This window comes from Microcoleus sp. Pol12B5 (assembly GCF_036701335.1).
Taxonomy (GTDB): domain Bacteria; phylum Cyanobacteriota; class Cyanobacteriia; order Cyanobacteriales; family Microcoleaceae; genus Microcoleus.
The window spans coordinates 43,546-61,215 of sequence record NZ_JAUBQQ010000013.1 but is presented as its reverse complement, the minus strand read 5'-3'; the positions used below and the strand labels follow the sequence as shown (position 1 = coordinate 61,215).

Sequence of the window (17,670 nt, the reverse complement as noted above, 5' to 3'; positions counted from 1 at the left end):
AATTCACTCTTTGTGGAACAGGCATCTTGCCTGTTCGCGATCGAGCTGCAAAATGTCAGAAACACCAAACTCTATCATAACTGGTCAACATAGACCAATTTGTCAGATAATCCAGACACACTGGCGATCGACAGATGCAGAAGGTCAGTAAGGTTTTAATCCTGACGGAAGTCTTCTATCCTCTCCATCCCTCCTACTCCCTCTCCCCAACAGTCAACAGTCAACAGACAACAGACAACTATTGTTATCGACTGCACAAAGCGACCGAAACATTAAAAAATTAAGTTGTCTGTCGATCGCAACAGGTGAGATGATATGTAGTGCAGCCTCACGGCAGTTCCATAGAAACTGAACAGCAGAAACGCGAGCGATCGAACTCGGCTCATCGCACCTCTGTCAGAATCGACCACACACACTCTCTCTTAACATATAAAAACCAGAATTATGGCTGTTGCAACCCAATCACTCGAAGAACTCTGCATCAACTCTATCCGCTTTTTGGCCATCGATGCGGTAGAAAAAGCAAAATCAGGACACCCGGGACTGCCGATGGGCGCTGCCCCTATGGCTTTTGTGCTGTGGGATCGGTTCATGCGGTTCAACCCCAAAAACCCCAAGTGGTTTAATCGCGATCGCTTCGTCCTCTCCGCCGGCCACGGCTGTATGCTACAGTACGCCCTCATGTACTTGACCGGCTACGATAGCGTCACCCTCGACGACATCAAGCAATTTCGTCAGTGGGAATCCAAAACCCCCGGACACCCCGAAAACTTCGTCACCGAAGGCGTAGAAGTTACCACCGGCCCCCTCGGACAAGGAATTGCTAATGCCGTCGGTTTGGCAATGGCAGAAGCTCACCTCGCTGCTAAGTTTAACAAGCCCGACCATAAAATTGTTGACCACTACACCTATGTCATCATGGGTGACGGCTGCCACATGGAAGGCATTTCTGGCGAAGCTTGTTCTTTGGCCGGACACCTCGGACTCGGCAAATTAATTGCCTTGTACGATGACAATCACATTTCTATTGAAGGCGACACAAGCTTGGCCTTTACTGAAGATGTGGGCAAGCGTTTTGAAGCTTACAATTGGCACGTCATTACAGTAGACAATACCGCTCTAGACGAAGATACTAACCTAGAAGCAGTTCACAAAGCTATTGAAGAAGCCAAAAAAGTCACGGACAAACCGTCCATGATTAAAGTCCGCACAGTTATTGGTTACGGTTCTCCTAACAAGCGCAATTCTTACAGTTCTCACGGTGCTGCTTTGGGTACCGATGAAGTGAAAGCAACTCGTGATTTCTTGAAGTGGGAACACGCACCGTTTGAGATTCCTGATGATGCTTTGTCACACTTCCGCAAAGCAGTCGATCGCGGTGCTCAATCTGAGCAAGAATGGCAGAAAGCTTTTGATGCTTATAAAGCAGCATATCCTGCAGAAGCAGCAGAATATGAGCGCAGCGTTGCCGGCAAACTTCCTGAAGGTTGGGATAAAGTTTTGCCGACATACAAGGCAGAAGATAAAGCCGATTCGACTCGGAATCATTCTGGAAAATGTTTGAATGCTTTGGCAGGTGTGTTACCTGAACTGATCGGCGGTTCCGCTGACTTGGCATCTTCTAACATGACTTTGCTCAAGGGTGAAAAAGACTTCCAAAAAGGTCAGTACGAAGGACGTAACCTGCGCTTTGGTGTGCGGGAACACGCCATGGGTGCGATCGCGAACGGTATGGTACTGCACGGCGGTTTAATTCCTTACTGCGCTACTTTCTTGGTATTTGCTGACTATATGCGGGGAGCAATTCGCCTCTCTGCACTATCGGAAGCTGGAGTTATTTATGTAATGACTCACGACTCCGTAGCCTTGGGCGAAGACGGCCCCACTCACCAACCCGTGGAAACCATCGCTTCTCTGCGAGTAATTCCCGATTTGTTGGTAATGCGCCCTGCGGATGGTAATGAAACATCCGGCGCTTACAAAGTGGCAGTTGAAAGCCGCACCCGCCCAACTTTAATGGCTTTGTCGCGCCAAAACTTGCCTAACTTGGCTGGAAGCTCGATCGAAGGAACAGCCAAAGGTGCTTACATTTTGTCCGACGACGGGGGCACTCCCGACATCATTTTAATCGGCACCGGCGGCGAAACCTACCTCTGCGTTGATGCCGCTGAAAAATTGCGCGCTGCAGGCAATAAAGTGCGCGTAGTTTCGATGCCTTGCTGGGAATTGTTCGACTTACAAGATGCCTCTTACCGCGAATCTGTACTGCCGAAAGCTGTTACTAAGCGGTTGGCAGTTGAAGCAGGTTCTAGCTTCGGCTGGGGACGTTATTTGGGTTCTGAAGGCGATAGCCTCAGTATTGACAGATTCGGCGCTTCTGCACCGGGCCCCGTTGCTTTAGAAAAGTTTGGCTACACCGTTGATAATGTGGTAGCTAAGGCTCAGGCGCTGTTGGGTTAATAGCAGCAGCATAATTTTTGGTGGGGCGGGCTTCGAGCTCGCCCCATTTTTTATAGAAGAAGGAAGAAGAAAAAGGAAGAAGGAAGAAGGAAGAAGGAAGAAGGAAGAAGGAAGAAGGAAAAGGAAGAAGGAAGAAGGAAGGAAAAGCTAAAATCTAAAATCTAAAATCGGAATATTGGGTTTCACTTCGTTCTACCCAACCTAGAGCTCGCTACACATCGCGAATCATTGAGAATTGCTATATTAAGGCTTACGGAAGAAAAACCAGTTCCCTACGACAATATTCGGTTTGGCAATGAGGCATCTAGCCAGAAACGGGGTTTTTACCGCCCGCTGGGTCCAAGGCTGTATATTTCAAAAATTTGAGATAGGTTATAAGTCATTGGATTAAATTACCAATTACCAATTCCCGCTTACCAATTACCAATTACCAATTCTCGATTACCCATTCCCGATTACTCATTCGATTTATGATTTGGAATTTTTTAAATCAGTTGTTATTCACCGGGAATTATATTCCTCAAGGCTACTGTTACCTTTGGCAGCGAGAGCTAGTCGCGCTCCACATAGTGTCAGACTCTATCATTGCCCTGGCCTACTATTCAATACCCCTCTCGTTAATTTATTATTTTATCGGTCAGCGAAAAGACTTGCCCTTCCGCAACATCTTTTGGCTGCTTGCAGCCTTTATTATCTCTTGCGGCACTACTCATATAATGGAAGTTTGGACGCTTTGGCATCCTGTTTATTGGGTTTCTGGCATTCTAAAAATTATTACCGCCGCGATTTCTGGTTACACCGCATTTGCATTAATCCCTTTCGTTCCCCAAGCATTAACTCTCCTGAGTCCAACTCAATTAGGGATGATCGATTCAATACTGCAAAAAGAAATAATTGAACGCCGAGAAACGGAAGCTCGCTATCAAACTTTAACTGAAGCTTCGCCGGTGGGAATATTTTATGCAGATGCTGGAGGAGACTGCTTGTATGTCAACGAGCGCTGGTGTCAAATTTCGGGAATTACCTGTGATGAAGCTTTGGGCAAAGGGTGGTTGCAAGGCATTCATCCAGACGACCGCGATCGGGTTTTTTCTGAATGGTATAGCGCCGCGCATGAGAAATTGCCATTTAAATCTGAGTACCGCTTTCAAGGCATTCATCACACTCAAATCAGTTGGGTATTCGGTCAATCTGTCGGTCAAATCGGAGAAAATGGGGAGGTTAAAAATTATGTGTGTACTATTACTGATATTACAGAACGCAAGCAGGTCGAAGAGGAAAATCGACTGCTCAATGAAACTCTGGAGCACAGAGTTGCTGAGCGCACTGCTCAAATCGAAATTTCTAACCACCAATTGCAAAAAGAAATAGCCTACCGGGAAAAAATTGCGCTCACTTTGTTGGAATTGACGCAACTGCAAAATGCAATTCTTAATAGCGCTAACTACACAATTATTTCTACAGATCCCAACGGTACAATTAAAACATTTAATCGGGCGGCAGAGCAACTTTTAGGTTATTCGCTAGAAGAAGTGGTCGGAAAAGTCACGCTAGCAATAATTCACGAGCCTCTGGAGGTCGCTCAAAGAGCTGAAGTTCTTTCTCAAGAATGGGGAGTGAAAATAGAGCCGGGAATTCAAGTATTATTTGCCTTGCCGTCCCGGAAAATCGCTGACGAAAATGAATGGACTTACATTCGCAAAGATGGTTCGCGGTTTCCGGTGCTGCTGTCGGTGACTGCCTTATTTGATAGTAACGGAAATATTAACGGTTTTTTGGGTATCGGTCAGGATATTAGCGATCGCAAACAAGCTGAAAAAGAACTGCGTGACCTAACCAGTGCCATGCAAAATGCGGTGGAAGGCATTTCACGGCTAGATATTGAGGGGCGCTACGTGAAGGTTAACCGAGCTTACGCTCATAAATGCGGTTACGAACCGGAACAAATGCTTGGCATGAAATGGCAGCTCACCGTACATCCGGGCGATGTTGAGATGATGCTCTCAGCTTATCAGGAAATGGTCATTTCTGGCAAAGTAGAAGTAGAAGCTAGAGGGGTCCGCAAAAATGGCTCGTTTTTTTACAAGCAAGTAACAATGGTAAAAGCTTGGGACGAACAAGGAATATTTAACGGCAACCACTGTTTTATGAAAGATATCACCGAGCGCAAACTAACTGAAACAGCTTTGCAGGAAAGTGAATTCAAGTACAGACAAATAGTTGAATTAGCAGAAGAAGGCATTTGGGTAATTGATAGTAATGGTCTCACGACTTACGTGAACCACGCAATGGCGCGAATGCTCGGCTATAATGAATTAGAAATGTTCGGGCGATCGCTTTTTGATTTCATGGACAAAGCGGAACAGCCACAAGCTATTGATAATGTCGAGCGACGCAAGCAAGGTATTCGTGAACAACACGAATTTAAATTCAAAAGCAAGGATGGCAAAGATATTTGGACTGATATGTCTACCAGTCCAGTCATGGACTCCCAGGGTAATCTGCTGTCTTGTTGTTCCTTGGTTTACAATATTACAAGCCGCAAAGAAGCAGAGCAGCAAATGCTGCAACTTACAGAAGATTTGAAGCGTTCCAACGAGGAATTAGAACAATTTGCTTATGTGGCTTCCCACGATTTGCAAGAACCGCTCCGAGCCGTTACCAGTTACACTCAATTGCTTGCCCAGCGCTATCAAGGAAATTTGGACGATCGCGCAGATAAGTATATTCATTATATTGTCGATGGCGCCACGAGAATGCAGCAGTTAATTAACGATTTGTTGGCGTATTCACGCCTGGGAACGAGGGGTCAGGAGTTTGAGCAGGCGGACTGCAACGCTGTGGTTAAGCAAACTATGTGCAATTTGCAAATTGCGATCGCCGAAACAAAAGCTGTAATCACCTGCGACGTGATGCCAACCGTGATGGCGGATGAATTTCAACTGGTGCAATTATTCCAAAATTTGGTCGCCAACAGCATCAAATTTTGTCGCCAAGATATCCCGTTGATTCATATCGCTGCCCGTAGGCAAGAGAGCGAATGGGTGTTCAGTGTCCGCGATAACGGCATTGGCATTGATCCGCAGTATGCCGATCGCATTTTTATCATTTTTGCGCGCCTGCACTCCCGCCGCCAATATTCCGGTACTGGCATAGGTTTGGCAATGTGCAAGCGCATTGTTGAACGCCACGGCGGTCGGATATGGGTGGAATCTCAGGAGGGAAAAGGAGCGACTTTTTACTTTACTATTCCTATAATTAGTACCTGAAGCCTCAAAATTCAATTTTGTTTTTATACTCAAAGGGATACGCCGGTTATGAGCGATCGAAGCACTGTTAGACCTATAGAGATTTTGCTGATTGAGGATTCTCCCAGCGATGCCGATTTGGCAATAGAAGTCCTCAGTCAGGGTAAAATATTGAATAACTTGCATTTTGTGGAGGATGGAGTAGAAGCAATCAAGTTTTTGCGCCGAAAAGAACCTTATCTCAGGGTACCTCGTCCCGATTTGATTTTGCTCGATTTGCATCTGCCGAAAAAAAGCGGTATTGAAGTGCTAGAAGAAATTAAAACTGACCCAAAGTTAAAATTAATTCCTGTAGTGATTCTCAGCACTTCAGCAGCGCCCGAAGATATTTTTAAGTCATACTCCCTCCACGCCAACTGTTACATAACAAAGCCTGTAGATTTCGTTGAATTTACTAAAGTAGTCAGGTTAATTGAGGAATTCTGGCTGGCAGTCGTCAAACTTCCTCTAAATTAAACGAACAGATGCTTTGCTTATGAATGCTCTAAAAATTTTTAACCTATGGAAATCCTGCTGGTGGATTATTTGCTCAGCGAGGCTGAATGGGGTTTATAAAAGCTGGCGTCCAGCCAATTTTTAACAAGTTGCAAATAGTAGAAAATATGGTACCAGCAAGAGTTTATTGAATAAAGCAGGCTTTTCGGTTCGCCTGCTAGGTCTAATTTAATTCTGCTTAACTTGATTTTGCCTAAAAAACAGGTTAAAAACATTGATATAAATCAACTCAACACTCAAGTTAAAAATGATTCCGGTGGTAATTATGACAAGCGAATTTCTTGATGGTACAAGCCCCCAGATTTATCCGTGGAATCAATCCAAAATCTAAAATCTAAAATCCTCAAGCCCCCCAATTTATCTCGCGCAAGTCAATCCAAAATCCAAAATCTAAAATCTAAAATCTAAAATCGAATGACAACCTCAGCAGCCGCTCAAGAGATGCTCAAGTCTTATGCCCTGTCAGCCCGATGCTACATCACTAAGCCTATCGATTTTAGTCAAGTCGCTAAGCTGGTGAGATGGATTGAGGATTGGTGGCTGGTGGTAGTGACAGTTCCCAAATAATAATTTTCAAGTTGAAAATGGTAAGGGAAAGGAAAAAAGTTTAACCTAAGATTGGTAGAGTAAAAATTTTATAGTCAAAAACGTCTAAGTTATGTGGATTAAGATTCTGTTAGTAGAAGACAATCCTGCTGATGCTGATTTGCTTGCAGAACTGTTAGAAGTATCTGTCGGCGTCGAGTGGGAACTGGTGTCTGTTGAGTTCCTGCATGAAGCGATCGCACAACTGTGTAAACAACCCTTTGATGTCGTTTTGCTTGACCTTTCTTTGCCCGACAGCCGCGGTTTGGAAACGCTAACTCGCCTGCGAGAAGTTGCTCCTGATGTGCCAATGGTGGTAATGACAGGCTTGGACGATGAGGCGATCGCCCTCGAATCAGTTCGCTTGGGAGCTCAAGACTATATTGTTAAAGGTCAAATTACTACTCAATTATTAGTGCGGACGATCCGCTATGCGATCGAACGATCTCAAACATTTCAAATGCTGCGGGAAAGCGAGCGCCGCTTTCGGGCGATTTTTGACTCTTCGTTTCAGCTAACCAAGCTGCTGACTCCCCAAGGAATTGTGCTGGAAGTCAACGAGACAGCCCTCGATTTTTCCGGATTGCGATCGGAGGGTATTGTGGGTCGCCCGATTTGGGAAATGGCGATTTGGGCCCAGTCGCCACAGGTTTCCGAACAATTGCAATGCGCGATCGGCAAAGCAAGTCGCGGCGAGTTTTTCCGCAGCGAAATCGACTTGTTAGGCAAAAGTGACCAAATTATGACAGTTGATTTCTCACTGAAACCTGTTAAAAATGAAACAGGACAAGTTTTGCTGCTGATTGCGGAAGCCCGTGACATTAGCGATCGCAAACGAGCAGAAGCGGAAATTCTCAAAGCCCTCGCACGAGAAAAGGAACTTTCTGAACTGCGAGCTAAATTTGTCACAATGGTTTCCCATGAGTTCCGCACACCTTTGACAACCATTCAATTTTCCGCTGGATTGCTGCAAGATTACAGTTCTCAGTGGCCCCAAGATAAAAAATCTACTCATTTTGTGCGGATTCAATTAGCAATTAAACGCATGACAGAGTTATTAGAAGATATCCTCGTAATTGGCAAAATCGAAGCCAATACCTTGCAGTTTCAACCGGTTTCCTTAAACCTTGAAAAATTTTGCCGTCAACTGGTAGAAGAGCAGCAGCTCAACGACAGCAACCAACACCCGATCGCCTTTCAATATGAAGGCGGCAACTGCGAGGCTCAAATGGATGAAAAACTGCTGCAGCAAATCTTGGGAAATGTCCTCTCAAATGCCATCAAATATTCCCCCGCCGGCAGTACAGTTTCCTTGCACCTCAACTGTCAAAACAAAGAAGCTGTTTTCCAAGTTCAAGACCAGGGCATTGGCATTCCGCAAGCCGATCGAGAGCGGATCTTAGAAACTTTTTACCGAGCTACAAATGTCGGCACTATTTCGGGAACAGGTCTCGGTTTAGCTATTGTGAAGAGGGCTGTGGAACTTCACGGTGGCCAACTCGCGATCGACAGTCAAGAAGGAAAAGGCACAACTTTCACTATTACCTTACCTTTAATTTGCGATCCCAGTCAATAACAACTGAATTATCAACTATATATATCCGCCATTTAACGATTAATTAAGCCCCTAACAAACAAACTTATCAAGTGTCTGAACCCAGATTTTTTCAACAAACTACTAACTAAAAGGAGCTATCACCGTGGCTAAGATTTTGGTAATAGAAGACGAAGAAGCGATTAGAGAGAATATTTTAGAGTTGCTGGAAGCCGAGAATTTTGAAGGAATAGGAGCGATTAACGGCAAAGTCGGCATCAAATTGGCGATCGAACAAATCCCGGATTTAATTTTGTGCGACATGATGATGCCGGAAGTAGACGGTCACGGCGTCATCAAAGCTTTGCGTTCCGAACCCTTGACTGCAACAATTCCGTTTATTTTCCTCACAGCCAAAGCCGATAAAGTTGACGTTCGCACGGGCATGGAACTGGGAGCTGACGATTACATTACTAAACCGTGTACGCCGCAAGAACTGCTCAAAGCCATTGCTATTAGACTTGAAAAACAAAAAACAATTAGCCGACAATCTCAAAAGACCCTAGACGAATTACGCACTAATATTAGTATGTCGCTGCCCCATGAATTGCGGACTCCTTTGAATGCAATTCTGGGCTTTTCTGAGCTAATTTTGTCAGAATATAAGGTATTAGAGGAATCCGATATCTTAGAGATGATAGGTCAAATTCAAACTTCCGGCCATCGTTTGTATCGACTGATTCAGAACTTTTTACTGTATGCAGAACTGGAGATAGCAGCCACAAATCCCGAACTGCTAAAGGAGATGCGAAACAGCGAATTTATCTGTGTAAAATCTTTACTTAGTCAAAAAGCGCGGCAGCAAGCAAAACACGCGAATAGAACAGACGATTTACAATTAAACTTGCAAGATGCCTCGGTAGCTATGGATTCTGTCCGACTCGCAAAAATTGTTGAAGAACTATTGGACAATGCCTTCAAATTTTCATTAGAAGGAACGCCTGTTTTATTAAGCACTTTCGTGGAAAATAAGACTTTTTTTCTGTGTGTCAAAGACCAAGGCCGTGGCATGACTGCCGATCAGATTGCCCAGCTAGAAGCTTACAGGCAGTTCGATCGCAAACTTTACCAACAAGCAGGTTTGGGATTGGGCCTGGCTATTGTTCAACGCCTTGTAGAATTGCATGGAGGAGAAGTTAAAATAGAAAGTTTCCCGCAGCAAGAAACCATAGTTTGCGTTTCCCTGCCTGTCTAAACAATGATGATACCAGTTTCCAAAAAGAATACAACTGTAGGCAAACTCCCAACCCTTATGGCATAAATCATTCCCAATTCTCAAATCTCAACTCTAAAATGGTATTATGCAGGAGCGATCGCTCCTTTCAGACACCGCTGCATATAAATTTGAGCTACCTTATCATTAGGGTTGATTTCTAAGCAGGCCGAAAACAATCTTATAGCTTCGCCACACTTGTCACTATTGTATAGTACCAAAGCTTGCTCAAAGATTGTCTTTGTCTCTAACTTTTTCTGTCGTAAATCTGGCGGATCTGCCGCAAATATTTCATAAAGTGTTACCATTCGCGATTTGCCTTTAACTGTTACGCGATCGATCAGCCTCAAATCATAAAAATCGTTTAACTGTATAAAAGTATTGTGAGTAATTAACATCGAAACTTCATACTCTTTCGTCAAAGTTTCCACGCGGGATGCTAAGTTTACCGCATCGCTAATCACCGTGCTGTCCATCCGACTTTGGCCGCCCACCGTGCCTAACATCAAAGAACCCGTATTGATTCCTATGCCAATTTGCAGCGGCGGGGAACCGACCTGATTACGACTAATATTATACTCGTTAAGCTCTTGTAGCATTGCAATTCCAGCTTTCACAGCATGGTCCGCACTGCCATCAAACAGCGCCATAATCGCATCGCCAATGTATTTATCAATAAAACCAAAATTGTCAGTAATTGCTGGTTCCATGCGCGACAAATAACCATTAATAAATTGGAAATTCTCTTCGGGATTCATGCTTTCCGAAAGAGAAGTGAAATCACGGATATCTGAAAACAGTACCGACATTTCTTTTTGTACCTGATCGCCTAATTTGACTTCCAGAATACTTTCATATCCCAGAAAGTGGAGAAATTCGTGCGGCACAAATCGCCCGTAAGCATCTGTTAATTTTTCTTCCGCTGCTAAAGCTTTTTGTAACTCGTCTGTGAATTGGCGGCGCTCGGTTTCTACCTCTAAACGTTCTGTGATGTCTTGAAAAGCTGCGATCGCGTAAACTATGTTTTTCCGTTCGTCGTAGATTGGAGTCGCCCAAACCTCGATCGGCACAATCCGATCCGACCCATGAACTTCTAGATCGTCCATACGCACAAATTCTCCCCGCAACGCCCGAACAATCGGTTGGCTATCCCTCGGATACAATTGATTAGTTCCAGCGTCGTAAAAATGATAAGCTTCAGGGAATTGGTCAGTACATCCATCAAAAATTAAACCTTGGGCTAGTATCCTTTCGCCCCAAGAATTCATGTAAAAAGGTTTACCCTTACCATCCACAACAAATATTCCCACCGGCATCGCTTCCAGGAATTGAGTCAATCGGCTTTTGCTTTCTGACAGTGCCTCATTTAACTTTTCTTGAGCTGCCAAAGCTTTTTCTAAATCATTAGTAAACCTGATTCGTTCCACTTCCACCTGTCTTTGCAAACTAATATCCTTAGCAAAACCTTGATAGTAAAGCACTTCACCGTTAGCATCATAAACTGTGCGCGCATACTCAGAAATCCAGATAATGCTGCCATCTCGACAGTAAATCTGAGACTCAAACTCACACAGAGTACCATGCTGTTTCATCAGCGCCAGAAACTCTTGACGGCGGTTCGGTTTCACATATAATTGCTGCTGAATATCATTAATACTTTCTATCAATTCTGACGCGGAATCGTAGCCGTAAATTTCCGCCAGAGCAGGATTCGCACTGATAAAATGTCCGTCCGGCGTCGTCTGAAAAATACCTTCTAGAGCATTTTCAAATATCCCGCGATACTTCTCTTCAGCTTGAATTAGCGCCACTTCAGCTTCCTTGCGTTCAGTTATGTCACTAAAAGCAATAATTGCATAGGAAATGTCGCCTGTAGAATCATAAATTGGAGTCGCCCAACTCTCTACAGGAATAATCTTATTAGCTGTACGAATTTCTACACCCTCAGTCCGCACATTTTCGCCCCGAAGTGCCCGCATAATTGGCAATTCTTCCACGGGGCATCTCTGATTAGTTCCGGTTTTATAGAATTGATAAATTGCTGCTTTTTGCTCTGAATTAATATGCGGCACAGTGCCTTTGCCAAATATATCCCGCGCTTTCTGGTTAGCGTAGAAAGATTGCCCGTTTGCATCAAGTACACACACGCCCAATGGCATAGCTTCTAGATATTGCGTCAAGCGACTTTCGTTTTCATGGAGTTTGGCAATCAGCATGGCCTGCCTGCGGTTTAATTTTACCAACTCCTGATTCATTTCCTGAAGTTCTATTTGTTTTTCAGCTAATTGTTTATCTTGAAAATATCTATATATTGCCTCAGTGACAGTTAATTTCAAGTCATCACCTTGCCAAGGTTTAGGTATATATCGGTACAATTTAGCATAGTTAATAGCATTGGCTACCGCCTCCAAATCAGCCTGCCCTGTCAGCATGATCTTGAGACAGTTCGGCGAGATAGCATGAACGCTCCTTAATAGTTCGTCTCCTTTCATACTAGGCATGATATGATCGGAAATAACCACAGGAACTTCATACTGTTCTGCTAAAAGTTCTGCCAGCAACTCTAAAGCTTCTTCGCCACTTTGGGCCGTTTCAATTAAATATTTATCTTCAAAAGCTTTCAGCAGGTCTATTTCCAGACTATCGAGTATAGTCTGCTCATCATCGACACAAATAATTACTGGTTTTTTCATAAATTTGCTAGACCAGACTTAATCGCTTCAATTAATTCTTGATTTCGCCAAGGTTTTTCTATGAAAGCATGAAGATTTGCTTGATTTTTTGTGCGTTCGATTGCTTCTTTGTCGGCTTGTCCTGTCAGCATCACTGTCACAATTTGCGGATATTTTTGATGAATTTTAATCAGCAACTCATCTCCTTTCATTCCCGGCATCAACCAATCAGAGACAATTACTAAAATGTTAACCTCATCTTCACATAGCTCTTCAATAATTTCCAGAGCTTCGGCAGCACTTTCAGCAAATTCGCAAAGATATTTACCGTTAAATGCCTGTTGCAGTTCAATTTCCAGACTTTCCAACACTCCTACTTCATCGTCCACACACAAAATTGCTGATTTAGACATCGCTAGTTTCCTTCTTTAGTATGGCAGGGTGAACCCGCATGGGCAGTACACCGTTTTCCAAATTCTACATTCTGCGCGGGTAGACTGCAAATTTTAGCCCCAGACTTCAGCCTCTGGCGCTTTACCTACTCAGTTAAATTAATCGGCAAAGACACGGTAAATGCTGTTTTACCGGGCATCGACTCCACATCAATTTTACCCTGATGTTTGTCAATTATTTTCTTGGCAATATCCAGTCCCAACCCGCTGCCTTCTCCCGCAGGTTTGGTGGTAAAAAAAGGCTCAAAAATTTTCGGAATAATCTCTGGTTGAATCCCCTTACCGCTGTCAATAATTTTTACCAAGACGCTGGTATCTTGTTGTACCGCGTCAATTGTTAAAGTTCCTTGATTGCCCATCGCTTGTAAGGAATTGTGAATTAAATTTGTCCAAACTTGATTGAGTTCGTCGGGATAACACAGTACCACAGGCAATTGATCTTGATAGTTTCTGACAATTTCCACACCCTGCTTGATTTGGTTTTGATAAAGAGTTAATACAGTTTCAATTCCATCCGTAATATTCACTTGTATTTTTTCCCCATTTACATCGTAACGCGCATAATTTTTCAGGGCAAAGACGACTTTGGCAGCGCGCTCAGTAGCGGTAGCAATGGTTCGGGCGCTTCTGTGAATGCTAGCAAAGTCGTAGGCTGTTTTGATAATATTTTCGCTGTCAGGATCTTTGAGCAACGACAAGAATTCTTGCAAATTTCCTTGTAATCCGATATTGACTAAAATGCTAGCAATGCTGTCAGAATTGTCAATGCCTTCCGAATCGAGTTGCTGCTTCACGCCTTTTTTCAATACCCGTTTTTCTCGAGTAGATAAAGAGTAATTTTGTTGACTAGAACTGTACATCAAACGCAAGAAATCTTGCTGGCGTTCGGCTGACAGTTCTTTAAAAAAAACTGGCAAACTTTCGAGATTGTTATCCAAAAAGCTGGTAATATTTCCAATAGACGACCGAATTGCCCCCAACGGCGTATTGATTTCGTGAGCAATGCCTGCAATTAGTTGCCCTAATGCGGCCATTTTTTCCGATTGCACTAATTGATTCTGAGTAGCTTGCAGTTGGTCTAAAGTAACTGTAAGTTCATTGTTTTTCTGTTGGAGTTTTTTTCGCAACTGGCACATAGCTAAATGGGTTTCTACCCTCACTAACACCTCTTCCACCTGAAAAGGTTTGGTAATATAATCTACCCCACCCACAGCAAAGGCTTTGACCTTATCAAGTACGTCATTAATTGCGCTAATAAAAATTACCGGAATGTCGCAAGTTCGTTCATCAGCTTTGATATTTTGGCAAACTTCATACCCATTCATTTCGGGCATCATAATATCCAGCAAAATTAAATCAGGAGGCATACCTTTGGCCGCCGAAAGCGCTAACTCGCCGCTAGGTACGGGGCGGACTTTATAGCCCTTGCCATTCAAAATTCCGGCTAGCAGTCGCAAATTAGCTGGGGTGTCGTCAACTACTAAAATATTACCGCGATCGGTCCTAGGAAGGTCGTTATTCATGTGATATTGTTTGAGATATTAACTTTAAAACTTTGTCGTACTCAAAATTTTCTATACAAGTTGCGATCGCACCTGCCGTTACTGCATCCTTTAATCGAATTTCATCGAGCAAGCTATCAATTAAATCCATATCTGCATTCAGTATAGCTAACTTTAAATTAGCTACCAGCGACTCAGGTAATTTCACGAAATCAGCCGCAGTCATTGCGCGATCGCCCTCTTTGAGAGCCGATAAATTAGCTTGACCCGGATCTTCATAAATATAGCGCACTCCGATATGTTTGTGCATAGCATCAAAAATATCGGCTTCCCGGAAAGGCTTCCTCATAAAAGCATCGCAGCCCGCCGATAAAATAACTGCCCGTTCTTCCTCCAAAACGCTCGCTGTCAGCGCAATAATCGCAGTAGCTTGACCTTTAATAGTGCTTTTAATATATTGCGTCGCTTCGTAGCCGTCCATCACAGGCATTCTCATGTCCATCCAAATTAGATGCGGTTCCCAACTATCCGAAATCTCAATAGCTTCTTGGCCGTTATTAGCTTCTTTTAGTTCAAAACCCAAAGGAGAGAGGATTTTAATTAACAGTTGGCGGTTGAGCGGTTTATCGTCTACTATCAAAATTCGATAGATGTGTTGGCTGGGAACCAGGCCTATAACATTCCGGCTCGGTTTTGGGCTTTCAATATCAGCCGCATCGACCGCAATAACTTGAATGTCGAACTTAAAATTAGTTCCCTTACCAACAGCAGAAAAGACACTCATTTCACCCCCCATTAATTCCACAAATTTGCGACTGATTGGCAATCCCAAGCCGGTACCTTCTTGCGAATCTTTGCCTGTCTTGGTTTGCACGAAAGGTTCAAAAAGATCGTCTAATTCATTGGTAGCAATACCGGGCCCAGTATCCTCGACTTCAAAATGAAGGAAGAAGGAAGAGGTAGAAGCTGAATAGTCATTTGGGGTTGAAATGATCTGGTTGTTCGACTGACTTACTTGAGATATTTTAATACCATTAATGGCAAAAACTTCAGTATTTGTTGATACTTCCGATTGAGCAACATTTCCCCCTTCTGCCTGCTGATTTATGCCTGACGACTGCTTGCTAACTCTGACCCAGGCACCGCCATCCTCGGTAAATTTAAGAGAATTATTTAGCAGATTAATTAAAATTTGCCTCAATTTTAAATCGTCCGTTTCTACGTATTGTGGCACATCGGGACTGCGCTCAAAAACCAACTGCAAGTGCTTGTCATGTGCTTTGAGTTGAAACATATCTTCCAAGTCATTAAGCAGGCGATAGAGGTCGATTTTTTTGGGATTTAGGGTGGTGCGCCCCGATTCAATTTTAGATAAATCCAGCACGTTATTAATCAGGGTAAGGAGGTGTTCTCCGCTGCTCCTAATTATGCTAATATTTTCTTGATGTTCTGGGGATAGAGTTTGGCTGCGAGTCATCAGTTGGGAAAAACCGAGAATTGCATTGAGAGGCGATCGCAATTCGTGGCTCATATTAGCAAGAAAGGTACTTTTAGCTTGGTTTGCCACTTCCGCTTTGTCTTTAGCTACAGCCAATTCTGCCGTCCGCTCTTGCACTCGTTGTTCTAAAGTTTCAAAAGATTGTTGCAGTTGTTGAGCCATGCTGTTAAATGACTTGGCTAATTCCCCCAATTCGTCGGAGCGTTCGCTTTGTACTGTTTTATCCCATTCACCTTTAGCAATATTTTTGGCTGCCGTATTTAAGCTCAAAATAGGATTTGTCACCCACTGAGAAGTCAGAATGCCAATCACCACAGCTACTCCTAAAGCTGCGAAACAAAGCAAAACCGCTGTGCGGGTATTGGCATCGATTTCTTTGGTGAAATCTGCTTCGGGCACAACTACAACAATCAGCCAGTCTAAACCTTGGCCGTCTTGGAACGGCAAGACTTTTAAAAATTGTCGCTTGTCATCTATTTCAAAGCTCAATAACTCGGATTTTTTAATTTGGTCTAAATTTTTAAATTTGGTCGTCAAATATTTAGCTGTCGCTCGAGTAAAATGGTTGCTGCTTTCTTCTACTTTAAACAATTGTCTTTTATTACCTTTAGTGCGAAACGGTTTTTCTGTTGTGGAAGTTGCTAACAAAATACCCTGGCGATCTATAATAAATGTTTGACCGGATTTGCCAACTTTGAGACTGTTGAGAAATCTCCCAAAATGGTCGAGACGCAAGGCAGTAAATAAGACTCCTTCTAGCTGATTTCTGTCGCTGTATACGGGTTGGAGAGCGCTGATAATTAAGGTCGGCTCTAGTAAGGAAACAAAAACCGAACTCCAAGTAGGTTTGCCGACTTTGACGGCTTTTTGGTACGCAGGATGTTGCCGATTATCATAGTTTTTGGCAATGATGGTAACTTTAGTGCGATCGCCGAGAGCGTTCGTATTGTAAGAGTTAAAATTCAACCCAGTAGATGTGTCTATTACATTCATCATTCTGGAGCCGTTAGACAGTTGTTCACCGGATCTATAATCTCCCTTATTGTTGCCAACGGAGGTGAAATTGATATATGGATATAATTGTACTTGCCGCAAAAGATATTTCTCCCAAGCTGATAAGTTTTCCATCTTTAACAAGCCGAGCTTTACAGCATCAAGCTTTGTTTGATTGATTTGATGGGGAGTTGTCAGGTAAACTTGCAGGTTTTGCTCGACACGCAAGCTCACCTCGCTCATTAACTGACTGGCGAGGTTATTAACTGCTTTTTGTCCGTTTCTAAAAGACAGATATCCTACGAGTCCTACGGCTCCCAGGATTTGCAGTATAAATGGAACTATGAGAACAGTTCGCAGCGGTAATTTGTCTAAAATTTTAGAAACCATAAAATTGAGAGGTTTGGTGAACTTAGTCTAGAACCGTATTTGCACAACCGGTCTTAATAGCAGCACGATTTATTTACTGCCGCTTAGCTAGGAGGAATGGATGCGGGCTATTTTAGCTATGGTAGATGCTCAACCCCCATCGAATGTAAACCTAATGTTTGCTCGATTAAAGTCTATTATTTTACCCATTGTCGTATTATTGTTATCATTTAGGTAAAAGTTGCAGTCTTTGGCTTCGAGAACAGCCTGATATTTGATCGCGCGGGCGAGTTTAACCCCCATGGGTCAAGCGGTTTGGAGGCCGGGCAGGAAATTTGCGATCGGCACTCGCCATTTTCCGCAAGACGTGTTATACTCTAAATAGTCAAGGGCACGTAGCTCAGTGGATAGAGCATCAGGTTCCGGTCCTGAGGGTCGGGGGTTCAAATCCCTCCGTGCTCATTTAAATTTATAAAATGACTGATTTTGAGAGACCAGGGACAAATTTTTGTCCTCGGTCTCAATTATT

10 protein-coding genes and 1 tRNA gene are annotated in these 17,670 nt (G+C 43.4%); 7 read left to right on the top strand and 4 right to left on the bottom strand.

All coding sequences use genetic code 11. The annotated features are described in order from the left end of the window. Positions 1-444 precede the first annotated feature (444 nt). The 6 genes from tkt to QUA24_RS09505 all read left to right on the top strand — a co-directional run bounded on the left by tkt (position 445) and on the right by QUA24_RS09505 (position 9,637). Positions 445-2,460, top strand: coding sequence for a transketolase (gene tkt / locus QUA24_RS09530; RefSeq protein WP_333208959.1), 2,016 nt, complete (start codon positions 445-447; stop codon positions 2,458-2,460). A gap of 470 nt (positions 2,461-2,930) precedes the next feature. Beyond that, positions 2,931-5,729, top strand: a complete 2,799-nt coding sequence (locus QUA24_RS09525; protein WP_445242592.1) for a PAS domain-containing sensor histidine kinase — start codon at positions 2,931-2,933, stop codon at positions 5,727-5,729. Positions 5,730-5,777: 48 nt separating this feature from the next. After that, entirely contained in the window at positions 5,778-6,224 is a 447-nt protein-coding gene (locus QUA24_RS09520) for a response regulator (RefSeq protein ID WP_333081177.1), read from the top strand. 453 nt (positions 6,225-6,677) lie between these two features. Further along, the gene (locus QUA24_RS09515) at positions 6,678-6,830 is read left to right on the top strand and encodes a hypothetical protein (protein WP_333229110.1); all 153 of its coding nucleotides are present in this window, start codon (positions 6,678-6,680) and stop codon (positions 6,828-6,830) included. 91 nt (positions 6,831-6,921) lie between these two features. Then, positions 6,922-8,424: an ATP-binding protein gene (locus tag QUA24_RS09510; RefSeq protein WP_333229108.1), complete on the top strand. Its 1,503-nt coding sequence runs from the start codon at positions 6,922-6,924 to the stop codon at positions 8,422-8,424. Between the two features lie 124 nt (positions 8,425-8,548). Then, positions 8,549-9,637: a response regulator gene (locus QUA24_RS09505; protein ID WP_333229106.1), complete on the top strand. Its 1,089-nt coding sequence runs from the start codon at positions 8,549-8,551 to the stop codon at positions 9,635-9,637. A 104-nt stretch (positions 9,638-9,741) separates the two neighbouring features. Here the strand turns inward: QUA24_RS09505 and QUA24_RS09500 are convergent, their stop codons facing one another. The 4 genes from QUA24_RS09500 to QUA24_RS09485 all read right to left on the bottom strand — a co-directional run bounded on the left by QUA24_RS09500 (position 9,742) and on the right by QUA24_RS09485 (position 17,162). Next, complete coding sequence (locus tag QUA24_RS09500) at positions 9,742-12,348, bottom strand: PAS domain S-box protein (protein ID WP_333229104.1); 2,607 nt, start codon at positions 12,346-12,348, stop codon at positions 9,742-9,744. After that, on the bottom strand, positions 12,345-12,740 hold the full coding sequence (locus QUA24_RS09495; protein WP_333163109.1) for a response regulator: 396 nt from the start codon (positions 12,738-12,740) through the stop codon (positions 12,345-12,347). Before QUA24_RS09495 ends, QUA24_RS09500 begins: the two co-directional genes overlap by 4 nt. A gap of 125 nt (positions 12,741-12,865) precedes the next feature. Then, a complete protein-coding gene (locus QUA24_RS09490; protein ID WP_333163111.1) occupies positions 12,866-14,302 on the bottom strand; it encodes a response regulator in 1,437 nt (478 codons plus the stop codon). Then, positions 14,295-17,162, bottom strand: a complete 2,868-nt coding sequence (locus QUA24_RS09485; protein ID WP_333229101.1) for an ATP-binding protein — start codon at positions 17,160-17,162, stop codon at positions 14,295-14,297. The genes QUA24_RS09490 and QUA24_RS09485 overlap by 8 nt, the downstream gene beginning before the upstream one ends. Before the next feature lie 368 nt (positions 17,163-17,530). On the opposite strand from QUA24_RS09485, the gene QUA24_RS09480 reads away from it, so the two are divergent. Further along, positions 17,531-17,603: transfer RNA gene (locus QUA24_RS09480), tRNA-Arg, on the top strand. Positions 17,604-17,670 lie beyond the last annotated feature (67 nt).